Genomic DNA, 22,290 nt, shown 5'->3' on the forward strand with positions numbered 1-22,290 from the left:
CTAACGCGAAGGTCGCAGGTTGGACTCCTGCCCGGGCCACCATTCCTCTCAGCTTCAGCTCACCAGAAACTCCGGGTCTACCGGAATCTGCAACGCATTCGCAATCGAGTTCGTGTGGGCAGCCATGCTGATCACCGCCAGAAACTCTGCGTGCTGCTCTTCTGTAAGTCCCTTCGCTCGAGCCGCCGACGTATGCGAATGAATGCAGTAACTGCAGCTATTGATTGTCGAAACGGCGATGTACAACAACTCCTTGGTCAGCGGGTCAAGCGTCCCCGGCGCAATCATCACCTGCTTCACGCCTGCCCAGGTCCGCTCCAGCAGCTCAGGTTGATTCGCCAGCGCGCGCCAGAAGTTGTTGATGAAATCTGATTTGCGCGTAGCGCGAATATCGTCGAACACCGCCGCGAGTCGAGGAACCTTCGCGATCTCGGCATCGCTCCAGAGCTTTACCGTAGCCATCGTCATTGCCTCCATGGGAAGCGACCTTGGGCCACTCCACCCTCCAAAGAGTATGCCGCGATTCAACACAAAACTCGTATAGCCGACCATTCATTGTGGCCAGGCCTGCCAGGCTACGTCACGAAACCTTGCATCCAACCAGTCAGGACCTCCGTTGCTCGAGCCCACGCTCGCAACCGAAAAGGAAGCAATCGAAAATGTTCAAGAAAACACCTCTGACCAAAGTCGCCGACGTCTTCGTAGAAACCCTGCTTAAAGCTGGCGTCCGTCGCGTCTACGGAGTGGCTGGCGACTCGCTCAACGGTCTCACCGACGCCATCCGCTCGCACGAAGGCATCGACTGGCAGATGGTGCGGCACGAAGAGGTCGCCGCTTTCGCCGCCGGTGGCGAAGCCCAGATCAGTGGCAAGCTCACTGTCTGCGCGGGCAGCTGCGGCCCCGGTAATCTTCACCTCATCAATGGCCTCCACGACTGTCATCGCAGCCGCGTGCCCGTGCTCGCTATCGCCGCACAAATCCCCAGCGCCGAGCTTGGCACGAACTACTTCCAAGAGACGCGCCCCGAACAGATATTTCTAACCTGCTCCGACTTCTGCGAAGTCATCTCCACCCCAGAACAAATCCCGCGCGTCCTAGCAATAGCTATGCGAACAGCCATCGCGAAACGTTGTGTTGCCGTCATCGTCATCCCCGGCAACATTCTCACCGCGCTGGCCTCGGCACCGGCCATAGACCTGGGCATCGACGCCCCCGCCGACTCCATCCTTCCTTCCGCATCCTCCCTCGCCAAAGCAGCGACGCTCCTCAACACAACGAAGAAGATCACCATCCTCGCCGGTGCCGGTTGCGCCGAAGCCCGCGAAGAAGTTCTCGCCGTAGCCGAAGTGCTGCAGGCTCCCATCATCACCGCACTGCGCGGCAAAGAGTACCTCGAGTACGACAATCCTTACTTCGTCGGCCTCAACGGCCTCATCGGCATGCCCTCGGCCTATCGCGCCATGCATGACTGCGACACCCTCCTCATGCTCGGCACTGACTTCCCCTACTCGCAGTTCTACCCCGAAGGCATCAATGTCATACAGATCGACATCCGCGGCGAGCAACTCGGCCGTCGCACAAGAATCGACGTCGGTCTCATCGGCGATGTGAAGCATACGCTCAGAGCGCTCACGCCCCTGCTTTCTCCACACAAGAGCAGTCACCTCAAAGACTCGGTCAAACACTTCCAAAAGATCCGCAAAGAGCTGGATGACCGCGCCGTCGATGAGCCGGGCAAGTCCCCCATCCACCCGCAGTTCCTCACCAAGTGCATCAGCGATCTCGCAGAGGAAGACGCCGTCTTCCTCTGCGACGTCGGCACCCCCACCACGTGGTCTGCGCGCTATCTCAGGATGAACGGTAAGCGCCGTCTCATAGGCAGCTTTAACCATGGCACCATGGCCAACGCGATGCCTCAGGCCATCGGTGTGCAGTCACTCGAAACAGCGCGCCAGGTCATCACCCTCTCCGGCGATGGCGGCATCTCCATGCTCCTCGGCGACCTGCTCACGCTTCGCCAGCTTGATCTCCACGTAAAGGTCGTCGTCTTCAACAACGGAGCTCTCGGCTTCGTCGAACAGGAGATGAAGGCCGCTGGCATCGAAACCTATGCCACCGAGTTCAAGCCACAGAACTTCGCCGACATCGCCAGCGGCGCAGGCATCAAGAGCTGGCGCGTCGAAACTCCGGAGCAGGTCGAACCCGCTCTCCGCGAGGCATTCGCACACCCCGGCCCCGCTGTCATCGACGTCACCGTTGCCCGCCAGGAGCTCTCACTTCCGCCCACGATCACCCTCGCGCAGGCAGCTGGCTTCAACCTCTACATGCTCAAAGCCATGCTGCACGGTGATGGCCATGAAGTCCTCGATATGGCAAAGACAAACCTCTGGCGATAACGCAACAGATCCCATAAATGAAAGAAGATTGCCGATAGCTCAAGGTCACGCTCAACGTGGCCTTGAGCTATTCCTTTTTGTTCGCATAGCCAAGAGCACATCGCCACAACAACTACATTGCAGTTACTATGTACACGGTTACGTCCCGGCATCTCTCTCGATCTTCAAGCGAGCCCACATGAACCGTCGCTCCTTCTGTCTCTCCTCCGCAGCCTTCGCGGCCGCACTCGCACAGCGCCGCCTCTGGTCGCAGTCGCCTTCCCTCAACACCGCGGGCAACCGCATCCTCCTCGGCGTCGATTACTACCCCGACCAGACGCCCGAATCCCTCTGGGCTGAAGACGCCACCATGATGGCCGAAGCCGGCATCAACAACGTGCGCCTCGCCGAGTTCGCCTGGGCCCTCATGGAGCCCTCCGAAACTCACTTCAGCTTCGAGTGGCTTCAACGATCCGTCCGCCTCCTGCACGCCCACGGCATCGACTGCATCCTCGGCACACCCTCCGCTGCGCCGCCGCAGTGGCTCTCGTTCAAGTACCCCGAAGTCCTCCTCGTCAACGATCAGGGACTTACCATGTCGCCCGATTCGCGACGCTACACCTGCCCCACCAACACCACCTACCGCCGCTTCTCCAACGCCATCACGACCCAGATGGCGAAGACCTTCGCCAACGAGCCCGGCGTCATCGGCTGGCAGATCGACAACGAGTTCACCCTCGCCTCCTATCCGCGCTGCTACTGTCACTCCTGCCGCGCTGGTTTCCAGCAATGGGTCAAAGCGAAGTACGGCACCCTCGACGCCGTCAACGCTGCCTGGGGCACCAGCTTCTGGAGCCAGACCTACACCGACTTCGCCCAGATCCCCACACCGCTCCCCTCACCCGCTCCACCCAACCCCGGCTTCGCACTCGACTACGATCGCTTTCAGTCCGACTCCTACGCCAGCTTCCAATCTGAACAGCTCGCCATCCTTCGCTCTAACTGCCCGAAGCACTTCATCACCACGAATAACGTCGCCGGCCTCGCGGACTCCCTCAATCTCCGCCATCTCTATCGCGATCTCGACTTCGCCTCCGCCGACAGCTACCCAGCCTTCAGCGCCATGATCATGGGCGTTCCCGATGACGCCGCCGCGCCCTTCACCTCCTTCTGCCTCGACGCCATGCGCTGGGCAAAGAAAGGCGCGCCCTTCCTCATCATGGAAGAGCAGTCTGGCAAATCGGGCCAGCCCACTTTCTCCGCTCAGCCGCAGAAAGGCCAAGTCCGCCTCTGGACCTATCAGGCCATCGCGCACGGTGCCATGGGCATCAACTATTTCCGCTGGGACACCGCCCGCTTCGGCGCAGAAGAGTATTGGCACGGCCTCCTCAACCACGACCGCAGCAAGAGCCCAGCCTTTGGCGAGATCACCCAGACCATCCGCGAGCTCAAGCACCTCGACCCGCAGCTGCTCACCGCACCCGTCGCCGCCGAAGTCGCCATCGCCTTCGACCCCACCTGCGATTGGGCCACCACCCTCCAGCCCGGCCAGCCCAACCTCAAGTACCTCTCCGAGGTCAGTTCCTGGTACGCCGCGCTATGGTCCGCACACCACAGCCTCGATTGCATCGACCTCACCGACGACCTCTCGCGCTACAAGCTCATCGTCATGCCGTTGCACTACGTCCTCTCGAAGGCGCAGGCCGAGGGCGCAAAACGCTACGTCGAGCAAGGCGGAACCCTCGTCATCGGCTGCCGCTCCGGCGTCAAGACCGACACCAACCAGGTCGTCGACATGCCACGCCCCGGTTTGCTCGCGGAGATCGCAGGCATTACCGTCGCCGACTACGCTCCCATGTACGCAAGCAAGCAGGCCATCCACTCCGACACGCTGCTCCCCACAAAATCCGCCGCCTGCGAGCTCTGGTACGAGACCCTCACCCCCACCAAAGCCGAGGTCCTCGCCACCTACACCATGGGCGACGCCGCAACCCAACCCGCCATCACCCGCAATCGCTTCGGCAAAGGCGCCGCTTACTACATCGGTTCCCGTCTCGGCGCTGCCGATAACGCCCAGCTGCTCTCCGCCATCGCCACGAACGCCGGTATCAAACCCGCCGCACAAGCGCCCACCGGCATCGAACTCTCCACCCGCGCCGCGGGCAACAAGCGCTGGCTCATAGCCCTCAACCACACCCCTCAACCCGCGACCCTCAATCTACAGGGTAGCTATCGCGACCTACTCACCAACGCCTCCGCAACAGACAGCTTCACTCTGCCGCGCTACGGAGTAGCGATTCTCCAAGCGGCGCAGACCTAGACCGACGCTCCACACATACCCAACGCCCGCTGTGCCTCGCGCCAATGCCCTGGCGGAGCTCCCTCCCACCCACGGAACGCCCGCACGAACGAGTTCGCATCCTCATACCCCAGCAGGTACGCCGTCTCGTTTAACTCCAACTCTTTGTTCGTAAGATAATGCCGCGCCAGCTGATGCCGCGCCTCTTCCAGCACCTGCTGAAAGCTGTACCCCGCATCCTGCAACCGCCGCTGCAGCGTCCGCGAGCTCATCTTCATCTCGCGAGCAATCTCTTCCATCTTCGGCCTGCGGCCCGTCAGCTTCTGCTGTACCTTCGTCCGCACCCGCTCAGGAAACGTCTCGGCCCCGCGATGCAGCATCAGCTCCGCATCCAGCTGCGGCGCCAGCATCCCCAGCAGTTCCTCGTTCCGAGTCACAAACGGAAGCTCCGCATCACTCGCACTGAATACGATCGCATTGCGCTTCGCCTCAAACCGTATCGGACACCCAAAGTGTTGCTCCAGGTGGACGATCTTCACCCGTGGCCTTTGCAGCTCCAACCGTATCGGCAGCACATTCTCTCCCGTGCCATGCCGCGCAATGGTCAACACCCACGCAAAGCACAGGTCACGCAGCGCCTCCGGCTCACCCCCCTGCGCCAGCAGCCATTTGAACTCGATGCTCATCTCGCCGGGCGCGTTCTCCAGCTTGATCTCTTCCGGGCACGACAACGTCTTGTACAACGCCATCTTGCGCATCCCTTCAGCAAAGTTCTCCGACGCCAGCGCCGTAAGAGCAATCGGGTCGAAGTATTTCGATTGTGTCTCCGTACCCAGGGCCAGCGCAGATCCCGGATCAGGACTCAACGCTCCGATGGCGCTCCAAAGCGCAAAAAACTCTTCCGTCGTCAGCAGCACACGGGGCTGCGCGAACGTCTCCGCCGCCAGCCCCGCCCTCTGCAACACTGCATCCACAGGGATTCCCAACTCCTGCATCTTTGCAGGCAGGCGGCTGGAAACCCTGAAGTGTTTACTCATCCTCTTATCCCTTCAACGACGCCATATCGATCACGAAGCGGTACTTCACGTCCTGCTTCAGCAACCGGTCATACGCCTCGTTCACCTTCTGGATCGGAATCACCTCAACATCGGCCGTGATGTTGTGCTTCGCGCAGAAGTCCAGCATCTCCTGCGTCTCCACCGTGCCGCCGATCGGCGAACCCGAGAGGCTGCGACGACCGAACAGCAGCGCGAACGCAGCCACCGCCATCGGCTTCTCCGGAGCTCCCACGAGCGTCAAATTGCCATCCTTTTTCAGCAGGTTCAGCAGCGCGTTGATGTCATGGTCCGCAGAAACGCAATCCAGAATGAAGTCGAAGCTGCCAGCATGCTTCGCCATCTCCTCAGGGTTCTTCGACACCACCACCTCATCCGCACCCAGTCGCAGAGCATCGTCCTTCTTATTCGGCGACGTCGTGAACAGCACCACATGCGCTCCAAGGGCATGAGCAAACTTCACGCCCATGTGTCCGAGTCCGCCCAGTCCGACCACGCCTACCTTCTTCCCGGGGCCCACCTTCCAGTGGTGCAGCGGCGAGTACGTAGTGATGCCCGCGCACAGCAGCGGAGCCACGCCAGCCAGGTCCAGACCCGCCGGCACCTTCAGCACGAACCGGTCCTTCACCACGATGCTGTCCGAATAGCCGCCATACGTCACCTTGCCCGTGTGCTTGTCCGGAAAGTTATACGTAAACACACAGCTGGGGCAGAACTGCTCTTCGCCATCCTTGCAGTTCTGGCAGGTGCCATCGGAGTCAACCATGCAGCCAACCGCACCGATATCGCCCACCTTGAACTTGGTCACCTTTGGTCCGACTGCCGTCACGCGACCGACAATCTCGTGACCCGGCACGCACGGATATACCGTCGCCATCACTTCCTTCCACTCGTTCCGTACCTGGTGCAGATCGCTGTGACAGATCCCGCAGAACAGGATCTCCATCTGCACGTCATCCTCGGTTAGATCGCGCCGCGCGATCGTGATCTCTCCAAGCGGCGACTCAGGACTTGTAGCTGCGTAAGCTTTTGCGTTCGTCATAAAGACAACTCTAGCCCTCCGCACGTTACAGCATTATGCAGAACCCGCCAATTCTCTATGCAAAACCCGCCAGCCTCTGGGATAACCCCTCAACCATACCTCCGCATCCTGATACACAGAGGTTCTAACCACCATGAAGCATGAAATCGACGTAGAACTCATCCGCAAGACCCTCATCGAACGCGGCCACGCCGTAGGCCACATCATTCCCACCCCCGCCAACGCAGGCGAGTATGAGTTCGAGGTTGACGGCGGTCTGCTCTCCCTTGCCGAAGCTCGCGCCCTCCTCGAGGAGGACGCCGCCAACGTGTAGCTATCTACACAACACTCGCAGGTGTCGATGCCGCTCCAGCCGGGGGCGGCACGGCTGGCGCCCCAGTTGGAGGGTTACCTCCCTGTACGAAATCATCAAGGCTCTTCTGCAGCGCTTGCCGAAATGGCCCTGTAGGCAGACTCTGAATCACATCGGCAGCAGCCTGAAGTTGTGCATTGGCTGCCATTAAGTCCCCTGCCCTCTGCAACTCGACTCCAGCCCAAGCGAGATGCAGACCTACAGCGGCATCGGCGATTTCATCTTGCGTCAGGGTGTCACTGTCTCGCAACACCTCTAAAAACTGCCGAAACTCTCGCCGACCTTCTTCAAAACCGCGGTGTTTGAAAAAGTAGTTGGCGGAATCGAAGAGCGCATTTCTCTTGTCATTATTCGTCTTCGCCGTCTCAACCGCTTTCTGCACAAAGTAGCCTTGCGACTCGAAGTCCCCGGCCTCTTCCTGGGCGCGCGCGATCGTCATGTATTCGGCGGAGACCACTCGCTTTGGCCCCAGCATGCGTGCAGATTTAGCGCTCTGCGCGGCCAGCACGCCCATCTCCTGACGTGCCATACCATCGATGAGGCTCATAACCGGCTTATTGCCTGAATACTTTTCTGCCCGCTCTATATTTTCCCGCCCCGTCGCAAGAATGCGCCGAATCACCACAATCAGATCTTCATGCGCGGTTGAAAGTTCCAGGGATCGCGTATGAACCAGGGAGATCAGCCAGCTCAAAAGCGACACCACCAGCGCTGCAGACGCCACCACCGTAGCGCCATCCTTGTACCACACCACATGCGTATGTTCCATACTCGCCTCCGCCTTCGGGGCCCGGATACAACCGCTTCTGGATTGCTCAGAATGATAAACTAATGTTGCGCCTATGCCAGCCATTTATCGTAGAAAAGCCGTCACCGTTCAAGTTGGAAACATCCGCGTCGGCTCCGACGCTCCCGTCGTCGTCCAGTCGATGACTAACACCGACACCGCCGACGTCGAATCCACCGTCCAGCAGATCGCCGCCCTCGCGCGCGCTGGCTCGGAGATGGTCCGCATCACCGTCAACAACGACGAAGCCGCGAAGGCCGTGCCCTACATCATCGAAGGCATCCAGGCCAAGGGCTGGAATACGCCCATCATCGGCGACTTCCATTACAACGGCCACATCCTCCTCGCCAAGTACCCCGACACCGCAGCTGCCCTCGCCAAGTACCGCATCAATCCCGGCAACTGCTCCATCGGCCGCAAGGACGACGACAACTTCCGCACCATGGTCGAAGTCGCCGTCAAGCACCAGAAGCCCGTCCGCATCGGCGTCAACTGGGGCTCCCTCGACCAGGCCCTCCTCACCAAGATGATGGATGACAACTCGAAGCTCGCCCAACCGCTCGACGCCCGCGACGTCATGATGGAGGCGATGGTCGTCTCCGCGCTCGATAACGCCGCCGCCGCCGAACGCTACGGCCTGCGCCGCGACCAGATCATCCTCTCCGCCAAGGTCTCCGGCGTCCGCGACCTCATCGACGTCTACAAGGAGCTCGCCTCCCGCTGCGACAACGCCCTGCACCTTGGCCTTACCGAAGCTGGCATGGGCATGAAGGGCGTCGTCGCCTCCGCCGCTGGCCTCGCCCCCCTGCTCCTCGCAGGCATTGGCGATACCATCCGCGTCTCGCTCACCCCCACCCCCGGCGGCGACCGCTCCGAAGAAGTCCGTTGCGGCCAGCAGATCTTGCAGTCCCTCTCCATCCGCAGCTTCATGCCGCAAGTCACCAGCTGCCCCGGCTGCGGTCGCACCACCTCCACCTACTTCCAGGAACTCGCCGAGCGCATCCAGAACTACCTCGTCGAATCCATGCCCGAGTGGAAGAAGATCTACCCCGGCGTCGAAGAGCTCAAACTCGCCGTCATGGGTTGCATCGTCAACGGCCCCGGCGAATCCAAGCACGCCAACATCGGCATCTCCCTCCCCGGCACCTTCGAAGAACCAAAAGCACCCGTCTACATCGACGGCAAGCTCGCCATGACCCTCAAGGGCGACCACATCGTCGAGGAGTTCCAGACCATCCTCAATGACTACGTCGAGAAGCGCTACGGCCACCAGCCCGTAGCCGTCTAAGAACATCTGGCTGCCCCACTCATGACAGCCCCATTGTCATGAGCGGGGAGAACAGCCTGGACTCACGCCTCTGTTATCTGCTTTTTCTGTTATCCGTAGTCGGAATAGAACCGTTTCGCGACTGCATACCCTGCCAGTCTCCCAATCTGGAACGCCCCCACCCTCTTCAGCAATTTCGTTGATTCAAATCAACTAGCCTGCCCTAAACTCTGCCTATCGGGTCAACGGAGCAGCTAACCCATGCAGACGAATCTTCCTACCATCCTTGTCGTCGACGATGAAATCGACGTCCTCGACCTCACCGCCACCTACCTCCGCACCATGGGCTACCCCACGCTCATAGCGATAGACGGCTGCAGCGCCCTCAGTCTCCTCGCCGATCACCCCGAGGTCGAACTCCTTCTCACCGACATCCTCATGCCCGGCGACCTCAACGGCATCGAGCTCGGCGAACGCTTCACCCAGTCCCATCCACACGCCCAGGTCATCTACACCACTGGCTACCCAGCGGGCTCTCTCACCTGGAACAAGAGCATGTTGAGCCACAACAACATGCTCGTCAAACCCTTCCGCCTCAGCGAGCTCCTCATGCTCATCGAGCGCCTCGTCCCCCGCAAGACATCCAATCCGAAGTTTCCGTCCCACGCGCCCTCCAAGGTCTTTGCCCTGTCGACCTCAAACACGCCCTTTGCACCTTAGCTAAGCTGCGGGTCGACGCACCGGCGGCTGGAGCCCGCCATGCTACGCTAGCCCATGCAACCCGTACTATCGCCACAGGACCCAGCTCTTGCGCGCGTTCGCGCTGTGGCTATTCTGATCCTTGCTCTGGCCTTCGCGGCCTATGTTGGTCTTACATGGCACTGGCCGCTCACCGGCGATACCCAGGTGATGCACTACGTCACCTTTCTCACCGATCATGGCTTCGCCCCCTATCGCGAAATCGGCGACATGAACATGCCAGGAGCCTATCTGGCCGACAGGTGGGCCCTGGCTCTCTTCGGCCACAGCGACCTCGGCTGGAGGCTCTATGACTTCGCTCTGTCCATCCTCCTCGGCGTGGGGATGGTCTGGATCGCTCGCAGCTATGACTGGCTCGCGGGCCTCACCGCAGCCGTACTCTTTGCGTTGACCCATGGCGCCGACGGCCCACCGGACGCGGGACAACGCGATCAGGTCATCGCTGTCCTGCTTGTTCTCGCCTGTGCCGCGCTTTTTGAATCGGTCCGCTCAAAACGGGCCGGGTGGATGTCCGCCTTCGGCTTCCTGTCCGCGCTGGCTGCCTCGATCAAGCCCACCTTCCTTCCCTTTGCTCCGTTGCTCTTCGCCTGCGCTGCTTTGGAGCTGATGCGACATCGCGTGGCGCTCAAAGCCTATGCCGTCGCTGCGATCGGCGGCTTTGCTGCCGCTTCCCTCATCGTGCTTGCGTACCTGTTTCAGCACCACGCCGCACACCCCTTCTACCTGCTGCTTACCCAGACCCTGCCTCACTACCAGGCCCTCGGAGCCCTCTCCTGGGGGACAATACTCGCTCATAATCTGCCACTCTCCGTTGCTCTCTTCGCCACCTTCGGTTTGATCGCTGCCTGCTTCGTGCGCCCGACACTCCCTGCCTGGGAAATGACCGCGTTGCTCCTTTCAGCGGCGATCGGCGAACTGAGTTACCTCTTTCAGCACAAGGGATTTCAGCAGCATCGCTACATGCTGTTGGCATTTCTCCTCCTGTGGGCTTCTATCCATCTCTACGCAGCGCTTTCAAGGAGAGGAACGACTCGCATCGCGGCCATCGCTGCTCTTCTGGCCTGCGCGGTGTACATCCTTCCCGTTGACCTCTCTCGGGTGCGCTCATACCCGGTGCGGGATGCCTACACAGAATCGCTGGAATCCGACCTCACCCAACTGGGAGTGCCGCGGCTTCAGGACAACGTTCAATGCTTCGACATCATCGACGGCTGCCTGACCGCCCTCTTCCATCTCGACATCGTTCAGTCCACCGGGGCAACGGGCGACCTCCTCTTGTTTCAGCCGATTCCCGCCCCGCAGGTCGATCATGCGCGGGAAGTCTATTCCAGATGGGCTGCGCTGCATCCACCGGACGTGTACGTCGTCAGTAATCTTTACTTCGGTCAACCGCAGCGATCTTTTGACCGCCTGCTCACCTGGCCGGACTTTGCTGCTGCGTTGAATGCAAAGTACACGCTTGCGAAGCAGCGCGAGTTCGGTGCCCAGCGAACCTCAAATCCGGGCACAAACCCGAATGTTCCTGCTTACCGGATCTACGTTCGGAAAGACAGCCCTTTGGCAGCGGTTCCTCTCCAATAAAACTCTCTGATCATGACCGGGAAGCAGCCTCCCGCTTACCCCCTGCTTCTCCAGGCGAACTGGCTGTTATGCCGCCGCAGGTCCCGCAGCGCATAATGCGTTCCGCGCCAGATCACGCCACCCTGCCACAGCGCCGTCACCATGGACCGCAGCATCGCCCACAGAAACGTCAGCACTCCCAGCGGATACAGCCACCCGTACCGCGCATCGATCAGGCTCGTCTCCCCCATCACCCGATACACCGCCCCGATGCTACACATCACCAGCAACCCAGGCAGCAGCGTCGGCCACCAGAACAGCGACACCAGCGGTCCAAAGAAGAACACCAGCATCCAACCCATAGTGCCGCCCATCAGCAGCAGCCGGAAGTTGAACGCTGAAAACAAATTCTTCGTCATCACCTGCACCAGCCCGAACGCGCCGCTCGCCCAGTGCACCAGCACCAACCCCGGAGCGAACGCCAACCGCTGCCGCTGCCCGGCCGCCTTCATCCTCCGCCCGATCGTGATGTCTTCCAGGATCGCGAGCCTCTGCGGCGTCCATCCGCCAATCTCCTCCAGCGCCGCTCGCCGCACCAGGTTGAAGGCGCCCACCCCAATCGCATCCTGCGACTTCGGATCACTCACGCGCCACGGTCGCGCCGCCCACATCCCCAGCACCTGGAAGAATCCCAGCACAATGCCCTCGCCACGAGACCGCACATCCATCGTCGGCAGCACCACCAGATGATCCGCCCGCTCCTGTTCTACATAGGCCATCGTCCGCCGCAGCACCGAAGGCGAAAACAACACATCGGCATCCGTGAACAGCAAGAACTCTGAGTCCGTGTTCTCCGTCGCCACCTGCAGCGCAAACGTCTTGCCCAGCCACCCCTCCGGTAGGTCCGTCACATGGATCACATCCAGCTGCGGCCCGCTCTTCCGCCCCGCATACTCCGCAACATACGCATCAACGATCAACCCCGTCTTATCGCTCGATCGGTCATCGATCACCAGCACCCGCAGCCCTGGATAATCCGCCAGCATCAGCGCATCCAGCGTCGCCGCAATATGTGCCTCTTCGTCCTTCGCCGGAACCACCACTGTCAGCGTCGCCGGCTTCTCCGGCAGCACATCCCACTCGAAGCCCGACAGGTCCGCCATCGACGGCATGTTGCGGACCACGTCCGCAGCCTTCCACAACCACGCTCCGGCCATCAGCCAGGCCGTCGTTTCTAATCCCGTTCGCCACAACTCACGTGCGTCAGCGATCACGCAGCGGCAACCTCGTGATGTAGCTCCGGCGCGTACTTCGCTCCGATGAAGAAAACCACCGCCCCGACAGCCATGCTGACCAGAGTGACGCCAAGACCTAGCCTCAGGTTCGTCTTATCGCTCACAATGCCGATCACCCATGAAGACGGCATATCACCGAAAACATGCAGCGCAAACAGCTGCCCAGCCATCGCGACCGAACGCAGATTCGCTGGCACCGCATTCAGCGTGGCCGCGTTTACAGGCCCGGTGCCAAGAAAGATGAAGAACACCGCGACACCCAACGCAGGCAGCGTCCACGACGCTGGCCCAAAAAACGTCAGCACCGCCGGAGGCACCGCCAGCGCAGCGCTCAACGCCGGCACGTAATACAGCGCCTTACCTGTGCGTTTGGACCACCACTGCGCGAGCACACCGCCCACCACCGTTCCGCCCAGACCGCAAACGACGGTCAGCGTCCCCATGATCGTGCCCGCGGCTCCAATATCGCGCCCGTTGAAGCGTTGCAGGAACGTCGGTATCCAAAAGGAAATCCCTCCCAGAGCAAACGTCACAGCCGCGTACCCGAGGATCGCACACAGATACGCATGATTCTTCACCAGCGAAGCCGCACCTTGCTTGTCGACGGTGTGCTTCTCCGTCGCCGCCACGCGCCGTGGCTCCCGCATAAAGAATAGGATCAGGAAGGCGATGATGGCACCGGGTATTGCGCTGGCAATGAACGCCATGCGCCATCCATGAGTCTGCGCAATATTTCCGCCCGCCAGAAATCCCAGTGCTGAACCAACGGGTATCGCAATATTGAAGATCGTCAGCACACCGTTACGGCGGTCTTCTGCAAAGAAGTCCGCGATCAGCGCCGGAGCAAAAATTCCAAAGGCCGCCTCGCCCACGCCCAGAGCCATATGCCGCACATTCAGCTCCCAGAAGCCTGTGACGTGCGCTGTCAGGAAATTCATGGCCGCGATGATGAGCGCACAACCCACGATCATGTACTTGCGCGGAAACCTGTCGCCCAGCCAGCCCGTCACCGGCGAAGCGCACACATAGGCAATGAAAAAGTAGAACGTCAGCGATCCCATCTGCCCATCGCTCAGATGGAACTCGCTCTTCACCTGCTCCTGCACCGCAGGCAGAATATAGCGGTCCAGGTAGTTCACAAAGTTCATCGCCGTCAGCAGCGCCAGCGCCACCCACGCGCCCTTCGCTACACCACTGTCAGGTTTGCTCGCAGTTGCAGACATCGTCGACATGGGTCGAGGATACCAGTTGCACCTTCTTCCTACCGGCTGCTCCCCACGACCTATTCCCTGCTTTCCCGGTACATCAAAATCGCCATCCGCTTTGCCTGCCGCGGCAACGAGTCCAGATACACGGTCTCGCCCTCGGCATGAGCACCTGCCCCCATCGCTCCCACACCCACCAGCCCCGGAACATAGGGCGCCACAAAGCTGATATCGCCCGCTCCCCCCAGCACCGGATCGGTCACCACCTCAGGCGCATACCCCAGCGTCTTGTTAACCTCCTGCAGCTGCGCCAGCAGAGCCTGCGATCCCGCCGTCACACCCATCGCCGGATACCCCTCATTGAACGTGATCGTCGCTCCCGTCTTCGCCAGGTGGTCGCGCACAATCGCCTCCATCTTCTTCTTCACCCGAGTCGTCTGGTCTTCATCGAGCGTCCGTAGATCACCCACGGCCAGCGCCACAGGAGGCGTCACATTCGCCTTGCCCGTAGCCTCGCCGCCGGTCTTCTCCGCGTTCTCCTTCGCCGTCGCTCCACCCAGAACCATGCCCACGTTATAGGTCAGCCCATGCTCCGGCAGCTCCGTCCGAAACTGGTCCAGAATCCGCACCAGCTCATAGATCGCGCCATCGCCCAGCGTGTCACCGAAGATGCCCGAAGAGTGTCCGCTGCGTCCCGTCGTCTCAATCGTCCATGTCGTCGAACTCCGTCGCCCGATCCGCACCGCATCTCGGCCATCGACACCCGCATCGCGCGAGGCGTTCTCAAACTCCAGCGCCAAATCACTGCGCTTACCGGCATCAATCAGGTCGCGTCGACTCAGTGTCTCAGGGCTGCCCATGCGCTCTTCATCGCCGCTCAGCACTACCGTGATCTCGCACCGATCAAGCACCCCAGCCGCCTTCATCGCCTTTAGCGAGCGCAGCATGATCACCAGCCCGCCCTTCATATCCGCGACGCCCGGTCCAGTCGCCACCCGCCCATCCGTGCCCTTCACAATCTCGTAGGTCTGGAACACCGAGGTCGGCTCAAACACCGTATCCATGTGCCCGATCAGCAGAATGTGCTTCCCGCACTTGCCCTTGCCCTGCGGGCACGGATGCTCCGCGATCAGGTCACCCGCACGCGCCGTCAGGTTGTCCATCGGCACCCAGCGCGTCTTGAATCCGAGCTCCTCAAACTGCGGTTCGAGGATGTCTTTCACCTTGATCACGCCCGGAAGGTTCATGGTTCCGCTGTTGATGTTCACCAGCCGCTCCAGCAGCGCCACATCCGCCGCCGTGCCGTTATCGACGGCCTTGACCAGCGCCGCTTCCGTCGCATCGGGCGCAGCCTGAGCCTGCAGTTGAGACGCAGAGACAACTGTGCCGAACACCAGCAGCAGAACTACTCGCAAATTTTCCATAATGCCGGAAGAGTAGCACGAAGCGCCTGCGAACCCGTAGCGTCGTCTCTCGAGCGCTCGATTCAGAACAGCCTCATCGTCATGAGCGTGGAAGCAACCGCAGACCTGTTCACACTCTACGCTCGCACACTCTTCGTTCTACGCTGAACAAAAACCCTACGCCGCGAACTCTCGCAAAGCGCCGAATGCAGAGCTATCGCATCTCTTCCGTACGCGGATAACGCGCCGTCACGATCGTCGAAATCCCACCACGCGGCCGGAAGTCACCCACGATCTCGGCCCACACCGGATCGGTCGCCTTCACCACATCGTCCAGCACCTGGTTCACGATGTTCTCCTGGAAGATGCCGAGGTTGCGATACACGAATAGGTACTCCTTCAGGCTCTTCAGCTCGAGGCACTTCTCGCGCGGCATGTAGCGGATCTTCAACACGCCGAAGTCAGGCAGGCCGGTCTTCGGGCATACGCTCGTGAACTCCGGGTCGTCGATCAGAATCTCGTACTTCTGAAACTGATTGCGCCACGTCTCAATCTCTGGAAACTTCGTCTTCAATCCCGACTTCGCGTGGTCATCGGTGTAGCCGGTTGTGTGCTTCTTGCTTTGCTTCGTCTTTGCCATAACCTCTAGTTTACGCCCATTCAGGCAGAAAACAGCCCGACCAAAGCCGGGCCATTCTCTCTTGGGGGCCTCTGATCAGGTCAGTTTTGAAGGGTACGGGCTTTAGCCCGTACGTTGAAAGCTCCATAAAATGGAGGGGGCTTTAGCCCCAGAGGGTGCGTATGTTTGAGCCAGAATGGACGCGGTCAGAGTCGCCCTAGAACCTGGAATCTAATTCTGAGTCGGCACCCGGCGCCCCAGCGTCGGCTGGTCGTTCGTGCCGCTGGACGAGGCATTCGGATCGTTGTTGGTCGAGCTCGTGCGACGCAGCGTGGGCTTGCCCACGTTCTTCTTATCGTTGATGCCACGCTTGTTCTGGATGCGCGCCAGCCGTGCCTTCACCTGGTCGAACTCCGAGGTCGTCACCAAGTAGTCGGCCCGCGCCGGCAGAATCGTCGCAATCTCCGTCTCCGAGTTCACAATGCGGTCCGGCGTCGCCGGGTGATCGCTGAACGCCTTCGACAGAGCTCCCGGCTTGTGCTTCTGCAGCGCGTCAAGCTTTTCAAAGATTGAGATCATGCCCTGCGGATCGTACCCGGCACGATACGCATACTGCACCCCGAGATAGTCTGCTTCCGCCTCATACTCACGCGAAAATTGCAGGAACGTCAGCGGCACCGCCAGTTGAGAAGCCTCATAAAGGCCGTAGCCGATCCAGCTGCCCTGCGCAAAGATCATCAGCGGGATCGAGCCGATCTGCATGTAGTTCAGCTTGGTCATCTCGCGAGCCGCATGGTGCGCCGCCACATGCGCAATCTCATGCGCCATCACACCTGCCAGCTCATCCTCGCTGTCGCACGCCAGAATCAAGCCGGAGTTCACATAAAAGTAGCCGCCCGGCAGCGCCATCGCGTTGATCTCGTCCGTATCCAGTACCTTGATCGTGAACGGCACCTTCGCATCCGAGTTCTTCACCAGGTTCTGCCCCACGCGGTTTACGTACTCCACTACCACCGGGTCCGTCACCAGATGCGACGACTTCTCAATCTCATGCGAGTACTGGTTGCCGATCCCGATCTCCCAGTTCGTCGAGTACCAGTTACCCATACCGCGCCCACCGATGCTGCGCTGTCCCACCGCGTTCACATCGTCCTCCGAACCCTTCTTGATATTCGGATCGAGTTCTTCACCCGGAGAAGGGATCGGCAAGTCCTTCGCCACGTCATCCTTCTTCGCCTTGCCATCCTTGTCATTCTTTGCCGTCTTGTCGTCCTTGCCTGCCTTCGCGTCGGCGGACTTCGCATCCACCTTCGCATCCGTGTTCGGCCCCTTCGTCTCATCAGGAGGCGCAGGAGGAACCGAAGCATCCGGTGTCGTCGAAGCAGGAGCCGTCGTCGGCGGTGTCGTCGACTGCGGAGCCGGCGGCTGCTGCGCAGTAGCAACAGTCGCGGACAGGGTCAGTAGCATTGCAAGGGTTAAAGGGCGCATGGGATACTCCCGTGGAGCGCGGACGCTATCGTCTGAACGCAACTCGCTGTTCCTATTGTAGACGGTTCCGTGACCACGCGAGGTTCAAGCCACCTCACCCCTTAGCCCACTTTTGCACCAGATCAAACCCCACAAAGACTTACATCGAGTCTTGCTTTGAAGGGGACGGGCTTCAGCCCGTCCATGCAGCCCCAGTGCCCTAAAAGGGGCTTTAGCCCCGGAGGATTGCCCTCACCAGGTGTTATACGTCGTCCCGTCGTTCCCCATCCCTTGCGACCCCGAGTGAACATCGTCGATCCCGCCCTGCGTCTCGTTGATGTCCCGCATCGCATCCGACTCCCCGGTAATCCACGTATCGTTCCGGCTGGTCATCGGATCCACCGGCAGCGACTTCAAATACCCTGACTGCACCAGGTCATCCAGCGACTGTGGCGCCTTCTCTTTATCCACCGTGTAGCTGTCGATCGCCGACCGCATCACATGCAGGTCTTCCTTCAGCGCCGCTTCCTTCGCGCTCTTCACCACCCGGACATAGATCGGCACAGCAATCGAGACGAGGATGCCAATGATCGCCATCACGATCATGAGCTCCACAAGCGTAAAACCGCTCTCGCCCTTCGCCCTGCCTCGTATTGTCCTGGCCGCTATCACTGTTCCTACTCCCTGTTCCCTACTGCCTGTCTCAACTCACCACGTGCTGTACTTCGTCCCATCCAACCCCGTGCCGCTACTCTTGCTATACACGTCGTACACATTCTGCCCGCCGAACCCCGTCGAATCCGGCTCGTCCTGGTTCGACCGCAGCCCCCAGTCTGTGTTGCCCGTCATCGGGTCCTTCGGAATCTCCCGCAGGAACCGCATCCGCTTGTCCTTCACATCGACGCCATCCACCAGCGTCTGCAGATCCGGCGGATAGTTATTCGAGTCCGCCTTCGTCTGGATGCCACCCAGATCCGCCACATCCTTATACTTGTCGATCGCGTCCCGCATCATCCAAAGGTCGCGCCGAAGCTCCTTCTCCTTCTGCCGCTTCACCACAAACGTCACCGTTGGCCGAGCCATCGTGGCCAGAATCGCCAGGATCGCAACCACGATAATCAGCTCCGTCAGCGTAAGTCCCGCCTCGCCCTTGCGGCGTCGCGCCTCGAACCTGCTCCTCATCGCCGCTGACACCGCTCGCTCCTCCAACCTGTTCCCTACTCCCTGTTTCCTGTCATTTCACGTGCACAATCGCCTGGGTGCCGACCGTCGGCAGGCTCGCCTGCTTGCTGTCCTTCGCTCCCGTGCGAGCCATCGTGATTGTCGCCTCACCCGGAGCAATCGCCTTGAACGTCAGCGTGCAGATCGTTCCCTGCCCATTCACTCCCGGAACGCCCGGCGGCCGCGTCACCGACAGCGACACCGCGCCATTGCCATCATCGCGATGCAGCGCCGTCACCGCCTGCCCGTCCTTGCCCAGCAGTCCCTGCACGCCGCCATCATCTACGTTCACCAGCGACAGCAGCTTCGGATCGAACTGCAGCTGCATCGGCACGCTCGCCAGATCGCGCGCATTCGCCGCCGTCACTGCCACCTGGAAGGTCGCGCCCACAGCCTGGTTCGAAACCGCTGGCAGCACCGACAGTTGCACCGGCCCGCCCGGAGCGTTCGCATCCATCGGCACGCTCGCTCCCGGAGGCACCGAAAGCGTGCTGCCCGCGCCCATCGATAGCGGCCGCGCGTCAGCAGCAATCTTGCCAATCATCGCGTTCGCAGCATTCGCAGCCGACGTTCCCTGAGCACCCGCAGCCTCACCCGTCGGAGCCACCGCCGGCATCGCATACTTCGGCGGATCGCGGTGCAGCAGCTCCACCGAGCCACCCGCGCCGGTATAAATCTGCCGCGTGTTCTCGTCCGTCAAAATCGACTCGCGCACAATGTGCGGGATGATCAGAAACACCAGCTCATCGCTCTGCGTCGTCTTGTCCTGGCTTGAGAAGAAGTACTTCAGAAACGGCAGCTCACCCAGCCCCGGCGTTCCGGATACCACCTTCGAATCTTGCTTTTGCACCAGGCCAGCCAGGATCGACGGCTCGCCGTCCTTCAGCTGAATCACCTGCTCCGAAACCTTCTGCGCAATGATCGGTTCCGTCACGCTCGAAATCGTCACCGATCCGTTTTGGCTCGAAACCTCGATCTTCATCTTCAGCGAAATCTCGCGGTCATAATGCACCGTCGGCGTCACGTCGATGTTCACACCTACGTCGAGATACGTGAACTGCGTCTGCACACCCAGCGAAGCCGTTGTCACCGCCGCGCCAGCCGAGTACGAACCCGTCGCCACCGGAATCTTCGATCCGATCTTCAGCGTTGCGCGCTGACCATCCGTGGCTCGAATGCGCGGGTTCTGCAGCACGCGCGTGTCTGAATCCGACAGCAACGCATTCAGCGTTCCACCTGAAATCGACACCGCAAAGTTCGTCGCATTCAAATTCGCCAGCGTGTTCAGCGTCACACCCGTCGAAGCAGCCGTCGACGACGTCGAAGTCGTTGTCGTCGTCGTCGCTGTGTTCGAAGTCGACACGTTATAGTTGCTCGCCTGCGGCGTCAGACCAAAGCTCGTCGGCAGCGTGATGCCCAGGTTGCGCTCCAGCTGGCGGCTCACCTCCAGCACAGCCACGTCGATCACCACCTCCGGACGAATCCGGTCAAGATCATTAATCAGCTTCTCCGCCAGCGTCAGCTCCGACGGCGTCGCGCGCATAATAATCGCGTTCTGGCTCCCCACCAGATACATATGCACGTTCGGGTCCAGCAGGTTGCGCAGGGCAACCAGAATCTCATTCGCGTCGTTCTGCTGCGACACGTTTGTCAGATAAAACACCTGCACCGCGAGATCTTCCAGATCCGTTCGCTTGGTGCGATTGTTCTGCGCTACAAAAATCGTGTTCGACGTCACCGGCTTCCAGAACGTCCCGCTCAGCGTACCCACAATACGCAACGAGTCCTGCAAGGAAACCCCGGTCAAATCCACGGGGATGCGCTTGGACTGGTAGTCGGGGTCGAAGATCACATTCAGCCCGGCGGCCTTGCCAATCGCTTGGTAAATCACCTTCGCATCTTCCACCGCGTGCAGCGTAATCGGATCATCCGACACCGGCTTCAGCACAATCGGTCCGGCCATCTCCGCAATGTCCTGCTGCACCTTGCGCTGGTAAGGCGACTGCTCGCCCACACCCGGAATCATCGGCTGTCCTGCATTCGGCACACCGCCGCCCGTCACTGCAGCCGCACCCGGCCCCGTCGTTGCATCCGCCGGCCGCGCCTTCTCTGAGCTCTGCAGCTCCTGGGCCGCTGCCTCGTTGCCCGGATCGATCTGCAATGCGCGTGCAAACTCGTTCACCGCACCTGCCAGATCACCCGACTGACGCAGCACCCGACCGCGGTCCACGTGCATGTTGGCCGCTTCGAATCTTGCGCGCTCATAACCCGTCTTGTACCGCAGATCGTTCGGCTTCTTCAGGTGCGCCTGCCGATACGCCTCGTACGCCGCGTCATAGTCCTCGCGGGCCTCCGCGTTATGGGCCTTCGTGTTCCAGCTGCCAGCCGACTGCGCATGGGCGCTCGCGGTCACGACAACGCCGCCCAGTAGCAACGACGCCAGAGTCACGCTGGCAAGGTTGCGGGCAAGGAAACGTCCAGCCACACGAAGATTTTGCTGGCCGAAGCTCTTCGGCTCTGTAAGGTGGCCCAGCGGGCCAATCCCGCTCACTCGATCTTGTTGCATCACTGCGACCCGCTCCCGATGACCTCTGGCGCTCACTCTGAACCTGCTGATCTGCGTTCCGCCGATGCCTGTCAATATCCGCTCCGAACCTGCCTCAAACAGGTTTCCTGCCGATGGGTCGGGCTGGGTCGATAATACCATTCGATTCACAGGCTTACTCCACTTCGGTGCAACCAAAACATTCTCACCAAACCACCCGAACTCTGTCATTTCGACCGGAGCATCGCAGCTTTATCGCGATGCGTAGCGGAGAAACCCCTGCATTCGTCATAGCGATGTGCGCAGCACGAGCCTATCCTCAACCGCCGCCATTACGCCCGTACCGTCTCAAACAACGAAACGTTTCTTACGTCACCGCACAAATCTGCTAGCCTTTCCTTTGGACGCACCACGCCAATATTCGTCTTACTATGCCTCGTATCCTCTCCAATCCGACCTCCCCAACTGGGAATACCAAGCCTGTCGTCAAGCAGAAGGACCGCGACCCCATCGCCGCCGGTATGCGCGACGCCGCCTTCAATCGCTCCGCCAGCTTCAACTACTTCCTCACCGACCGCTTCGAGGCAGGCGTCGCCCTGCGCGGCACCGAGGTCAAATCCATCCGCGAAGGCAAGGCCAACCTCAAGGATGCCTACGGTCTATTAAAGGACGGCGAGTGTTTTCTCCTCAACGCCCATATCGGCCCTTTTTCGCACGGCAACACCATGAATCACGAAGCGCTGCGCACCCGTAAGCTGCTGCTGCACAAAACGGAAATCCATAAGCTCGAAGCCCTCACCAGACAAAAGGGCTACACTCTTATCCCGGTCAAGCTCTACTTCAAATCCGGTCGCGTCAAGTGCGAGATCGCCCTCGCCAAGGGCAAACAGGACTGGGACAAGCGCGAAACCGAACGCTCCCGCGAGGCCGATAAGGAAGCCAAAGCCGCCGTGGCTCGCAGCCAGCGACGTTAACCAAATTCTTCACTAAGTGACAGAAGTAAAGGAAACACAGCAATACCAGCATGGAACTGCCGCCG

19 protein-coding genes are annotated in these 22,290 nt (G+C 60.5%); 7 read left to right on the plus strand and 12 right to left on the minus strand.

The features are described from left to right. Positions 1 to 54: 54 nt before the first annotated feature. The gene (locus tag OHL14_RS02380; protein ID WP_263377703.1) at positions 55 to 462 is read right to left on the minus strand and encodes a carboxymuconolactone decarboxylase family protein; all 408 of its coding nucleotides are present in this window, start codon (positions 460 to 462) and stop codon (positions 55 to 57) included. 197 nt (positions 463 to 659) lie between these two features. Here OHL14_RS02380 and poxB point away from each other — a divergent pair, with 197 nt between their 5' ends. Next, a complete protein-coding gene (gene poxB, locus OHL14_RS02385; RefSeq protein ID WP_263377704.1) occupies positions 660 to 2,396 on the plus strand; it encodes a ubiquinone-dependent pyruvate dehydrogenase in 1,737 nt (578 codons plus the stop codon). A 178-nt stretch (positions 2,397 to 2,574) separates the two neighbouring features. Further along, entirely contained in the window at positions 2,575 to 4,695 is a 2,121-nt protein-coding gene (locus tag OHL14_RS02390) for a beta-galactosidase (protein WP_263377705.1), read from the plus strand. Here the strand turns inward: OHL14_RS02390 and OHL14_RS02395 are convergent. After that, positions 4,692 to 5,711 (minus strand): AraC family transcriptional regulator, encoded by a 1,020-nt coding sequence (locus OHL14_RS02395; protein WP_263377706.1) that lies wholly within the window; start codon positions 5,709 to 5,711, stop codon positions 4,692 to 4,694. The genes OHL14_RS02390 and OHL14_RS02395 overlap by 4 nt on opposite strands. 4 nt (positions 5,712 to 5,715) lie before the next feature. After that, positions 5,716 to 6,771, minus strand: coding sequence for an NAD(P)-dependent alcohol dehydrogenase (locus OHL14_RS02400; protein WP_263377707.1), 1,056 nt, complete (start codon positions 6,769 to 6,771; stop codon positions 5,716 to 5,718). Positions 6,772 to 6,904: 133 nt separating this feature from the next. Between OHL14_RS02400 and OHL14_RS02405 the strand changes: the two genes are divergently transcribed. Next, the gene (locus tag OHL14_RS02405; RefSeq protein WP_263377708.1) at positions 6,905 to 7,084 is read left to right on the plus strand and encodes a hypothetical protein; all 180 of its coding nucleotides are present in this window, start codon (positions 6,905 to 6,907) and stop codon (positions 7,082 to 7,084) included. A gap of 4 nt (positions 7,085 to 7,088) precedes the next feature. On the opposite strand, the gene OHL14_RS02410 is transcribed toward OHL14_RS02405, so the two are convergent. Next, a complete protein-coding gene (locus OHL14_RS02410) occupies positions 7,089 to 7,976 on the minus strand; it encodes a hypothetical protein (RefSeq protein ID WP_263377709.1) in 888 nt (295 codons plus the stop codon). On the opposite strand from OHL14_RS02410, the gene ispG reads away from it, so the two are divergent. The 3 genes from ispG to OHL14_RS02425 all read left to right on the plus strand — a co-directional run bounded on the left by ispG (position 7,966) and on the right by OHL14_RS02425 (position 11,517). Then, positions 7,966 to 9,198: a flavodoxin-dependent (E)-4-hydroxy-3-methylbut-2-enyl-diphosphate synthase gene (gene ispG, locus OHL14_RS02415; RefSeq protein WP_263377710.1), complete on the plus strand. Its 1,233-nt coding sequence runs from the start codon at positions 7,966 to 7,968 to the stop codon at positions 9,196 to 9,198. The genes OHL14_RS02410 and ispG overlap by 11 nt on opposite strands. A gap of 240 nt (positions 9,199 to 9,438) precedes the next feature. Continuing rightward, positions 9,439 to 9,897, plus strand: a complete 459-nt coding sequence (locus OHL14_RS02420; RefSeq protein WP_263377711.1) for a response regulator — start codon at positions 9,439 to 9,441, stop codon at positions 9,895 to 9,897. Between the two features lie 54 nt (positions 9,898 to 9,951). Beyond that, positions 9,952 to 11,517, plus strand: coding sequence for an ArnT family glycosyltransferase (locus tag OHL14_RS02425; RefSeq protein WP_263377712.1), 1,566 nt, complete (start codon positions 9,952 to 9,954; stop codon positions 11,515 to 11,517). 35 nt (positions 11,518 to 11,552) lie between these two features. Here OHL14_RS02425 and OHL14_RS02430 read toward each other — a convergent pair whose 3' ends face one another. From OHL14_RS02430 to OHL14_RS02465, 8 genes are all read right to left on the minus strand, one after another. Continuing rightward, positions 11,553 to 12,770 (minus strand): glycosyltransferase, encoded by a 1,218-nt coding sequence (locus tag OHL14_RS02430; RefSeq protein WP_263377713.1) that lies wholly within the window; start codon positions 12,768 to 12,770, stop codon positions 11,553 to 11,555. Continuing rightward, positions 12,767 to 14,023, minus strand: a complete 1,257-nt coding sequence (locus OHL14_RS02435; protein WP_263377714.1) for a spinster family MFS transporter — start codon at positions 14,021 to 14,023, stop codon at positions 12,767 to 12,769. Before OHL14_RS02435 ends, OHL14_RS02430 begins: the two co-directional genes overlap by 4 nt. A gap of 50 nt (positions 14,024 to 14,073) precedes the next feature. After that, positions 14,074 to 15,420, minus strand: coding sequence for a M20/M25/M40 family metallo-hydrolase (locus OHL14_RS02440; protein WP_263377715.1), 1,347 nt, complete (start codon positions 15,418 to 15,420; stop codon positions 14,074 to 14,076). Between the two features lie 193 nt (positions 15,421 to 15,613). Further along, positions 15,614 to 16,039: a preQ(1) synthase gene (queF, locus tag OHL14_RS02445; protein ID WP_263377716.1), complete on the minus strand. Its 426-nt coding sequence runs from the start codon at positions 16,037 to 16,039 to the stop codon at positions 15,614 to 15,616. A 210-nt stretch (positions 16,040 to 16,249) separates the two neighbouring features. Beyond that, positions 16,250 to 17,506, minus strand: coding sequence for a M48 family metallopeptidase (locus OHL14_RS02450; RefSeq protein WP_263377717.1), 1,257 nt, complete (start codon positions 17,504 to 17,506; stop codon positions 16,250 to 16,252). A gap of 231 nt (positions 17,507 to 17,737) precedes the next feature. Continuing rightward, a complete protein-coding gene (locus OHL14_RS02455; protein ID WP_317890389.1) occupies positions 17,738 to 18,157 on the minus strand; it encodes a type II secretion system protein in 420 nt (139 codons plus the stop codon). A gap of 36 nt (positions 18,158 to 18,193) precedes the next feature. Next, a complete protein-coding gene (locus OHL14_RS02460; RefSeq protein WP_263377718.1) occupies positions 18,194 to 18,667 on the minus strand; it encodes a type II secretion system protein in 474 nt (157 codons plus the stop codon). A gap of 52 nt (positions 18,668 to 18,719) precedes the next feature. Beyond that, positions 18,720 to 21,272, minus strand: coding sequence for a cohesin domain-containing protein (locus OHL14_RS02465; protein WP_263377719.1), 2,553 nt, complete (start codon positions 21,270 to 21,272; stop codon positions 18,720 to 18,722). Between the two features lie 410 nt (positions 21,273 to 21,682). Between OHL14_RS02465 and smpB the strand changes: the two genes are divergently transcribed. Continuing rightward, positions 21,683 to 22,225 (plus strand): SsrA-binding protein SmpB, encoded by a 543-nt coding sequence (gene smpB, locus OHL14_RS02470; RefSeq protein WP_263377720.1) that lies wholly within the window; start codon positions 21,683 to 21,685, stop codon positions 22,223 to 22,225. Positions 22,226 to 22,290 lie beyond the last annotated feature (65 nt).

It is taken from the genome of Granulicella paludicola, from assembly GCF_025685545.1.
GTDB classification, from domain to species: domain Bacteria; phylum Acidobacteriota; class Terriglobia; order Terriglobales; family Acidobacteriaceae; genus Granulicella; species Granulicella paludicola.

Excerpts from the sequence above, each read along its gene's own strand:
- OHL14_RS02410 (WP_263377709.1), bottom strand. The coding sequence starts at position 7,976 with ATGGCTGGCATAGGCGCAACATTAGTTTATCATTCTGAGCAATCCAGA.
- OHL14_RS02390 (WP_263377705.1), top strand. The coding sequence starts at position 2,575 with ATGAACCGTCGCTCCTTCTGTCTCTCCTCCGCAGCCTTCGCGGCCGCA.
- OHL14_RS02440 (WP_263377715.1), bottom strand. The coding sequence starts at position 15,420 with ATGGAAAATTTGCGAGTAGTTCTGCTGCTGGTGTTCGGCACAGTTGTC.
- OHL14_RS02460 (WP_263377718.1), bottom strand. The coding sequence starts at position 18,667 with ATGAGGAGCAGGTTCGAGGCGCGACGCCGCAAGGGCGAGGCGGGACTT.
- OHL14_RS02400 (WP_263377707.1), bottom strand. The coding sequence starts at position 6,771 with ATGACGAACGCAAAAGCTTACGCAGCTACAAGTCCTGAGTCGCCGCTT.
- OHL14_RS02405 (WP_263377708.1), top strand. The coding sequence starts at position 6,905 with ATGAAGCATGAAATCGACGTAGAACTCATCCGCAAGACCCTCATCGAA.
- queF (WP_263377716.1), bottom strand. The coding sequence starts at position 16,039 with ATGGCAAAGACGAAGCAAAGCAAGAAGCACACAACCGGCTACACCGAT.
- OHL14_RS02450 (WP_263377717.1), bottom strand. The coding sequence starts at position 17,506 with ATGCGCCCTTTAACCCTTGCAATGCTACTGACCCTGTCCGCGACTGTT.
- ispG (WP_263377710.1), top strand. The coding sequence starts at position 7,966 with ATGCCAGCCATTTATCGTAGAAAAGCCGTCACCGTTCAAGTTGGAAAC.
- poxB (WP_263377704.1), top strand. The coding sequence starts at position 660 with ATGTTCAAGAAAACACCTCTGACCAAAGTCGCCGACGTCTTCGTAGAA.
- smpB (WP_263377720.1), top strand. The coding sequence starts at position 21,683 with ATGCCTCGTATCCTCTCCAATCCGACCTCCCCAACTGGGAATACCAAG.
- OHL14_RS02425 (WP_263377712.1), top strand. The coding sequence starts at position 9,952 with ATGCAACCCGTACTATCGCCACAGGACCCAGCTCTTGCGCGCGTTCGC.
- OHL14_RS02435 (WP_263377714.1), bottom strand. The coding sequence starts at position 14,023 with ATGTCGACGATGTCTGCAACTGCGAGCAAACCTGACAGTGGTGTAGCG.
- OHL14_RS02420 (WP_263377711.1), top strand. The coding sequence starts at position 9,439 with ATGCAGACGAATCTTCCTACCATCCTTGTCGTCGACGATGAAATCGAC.
- OHL14_RS02395 (WP_263377706.1), bottom strand. The coding sequence starts at position 5,711 with ATGAGTAAACACTTCAGGGTTTCCAGCCGCCTGCCTGCAAAGATGCAG.
- OHL14_RS02465 (WP_263377719.1), bottom strand. The coding sequence starts at position 21,272 with ATGCAACAAGATCGAGTGAGCGGGATTGGCCCGCTGGGCCACCTTACA.
- OHL14_RS02380 (WP_263377703.1), bottom strand. The coding sequence starts at position 462 with ATGGCTACGGTAAAGCTCTGGAGCGATGCCGAGATCGCGAAGGTTCCT.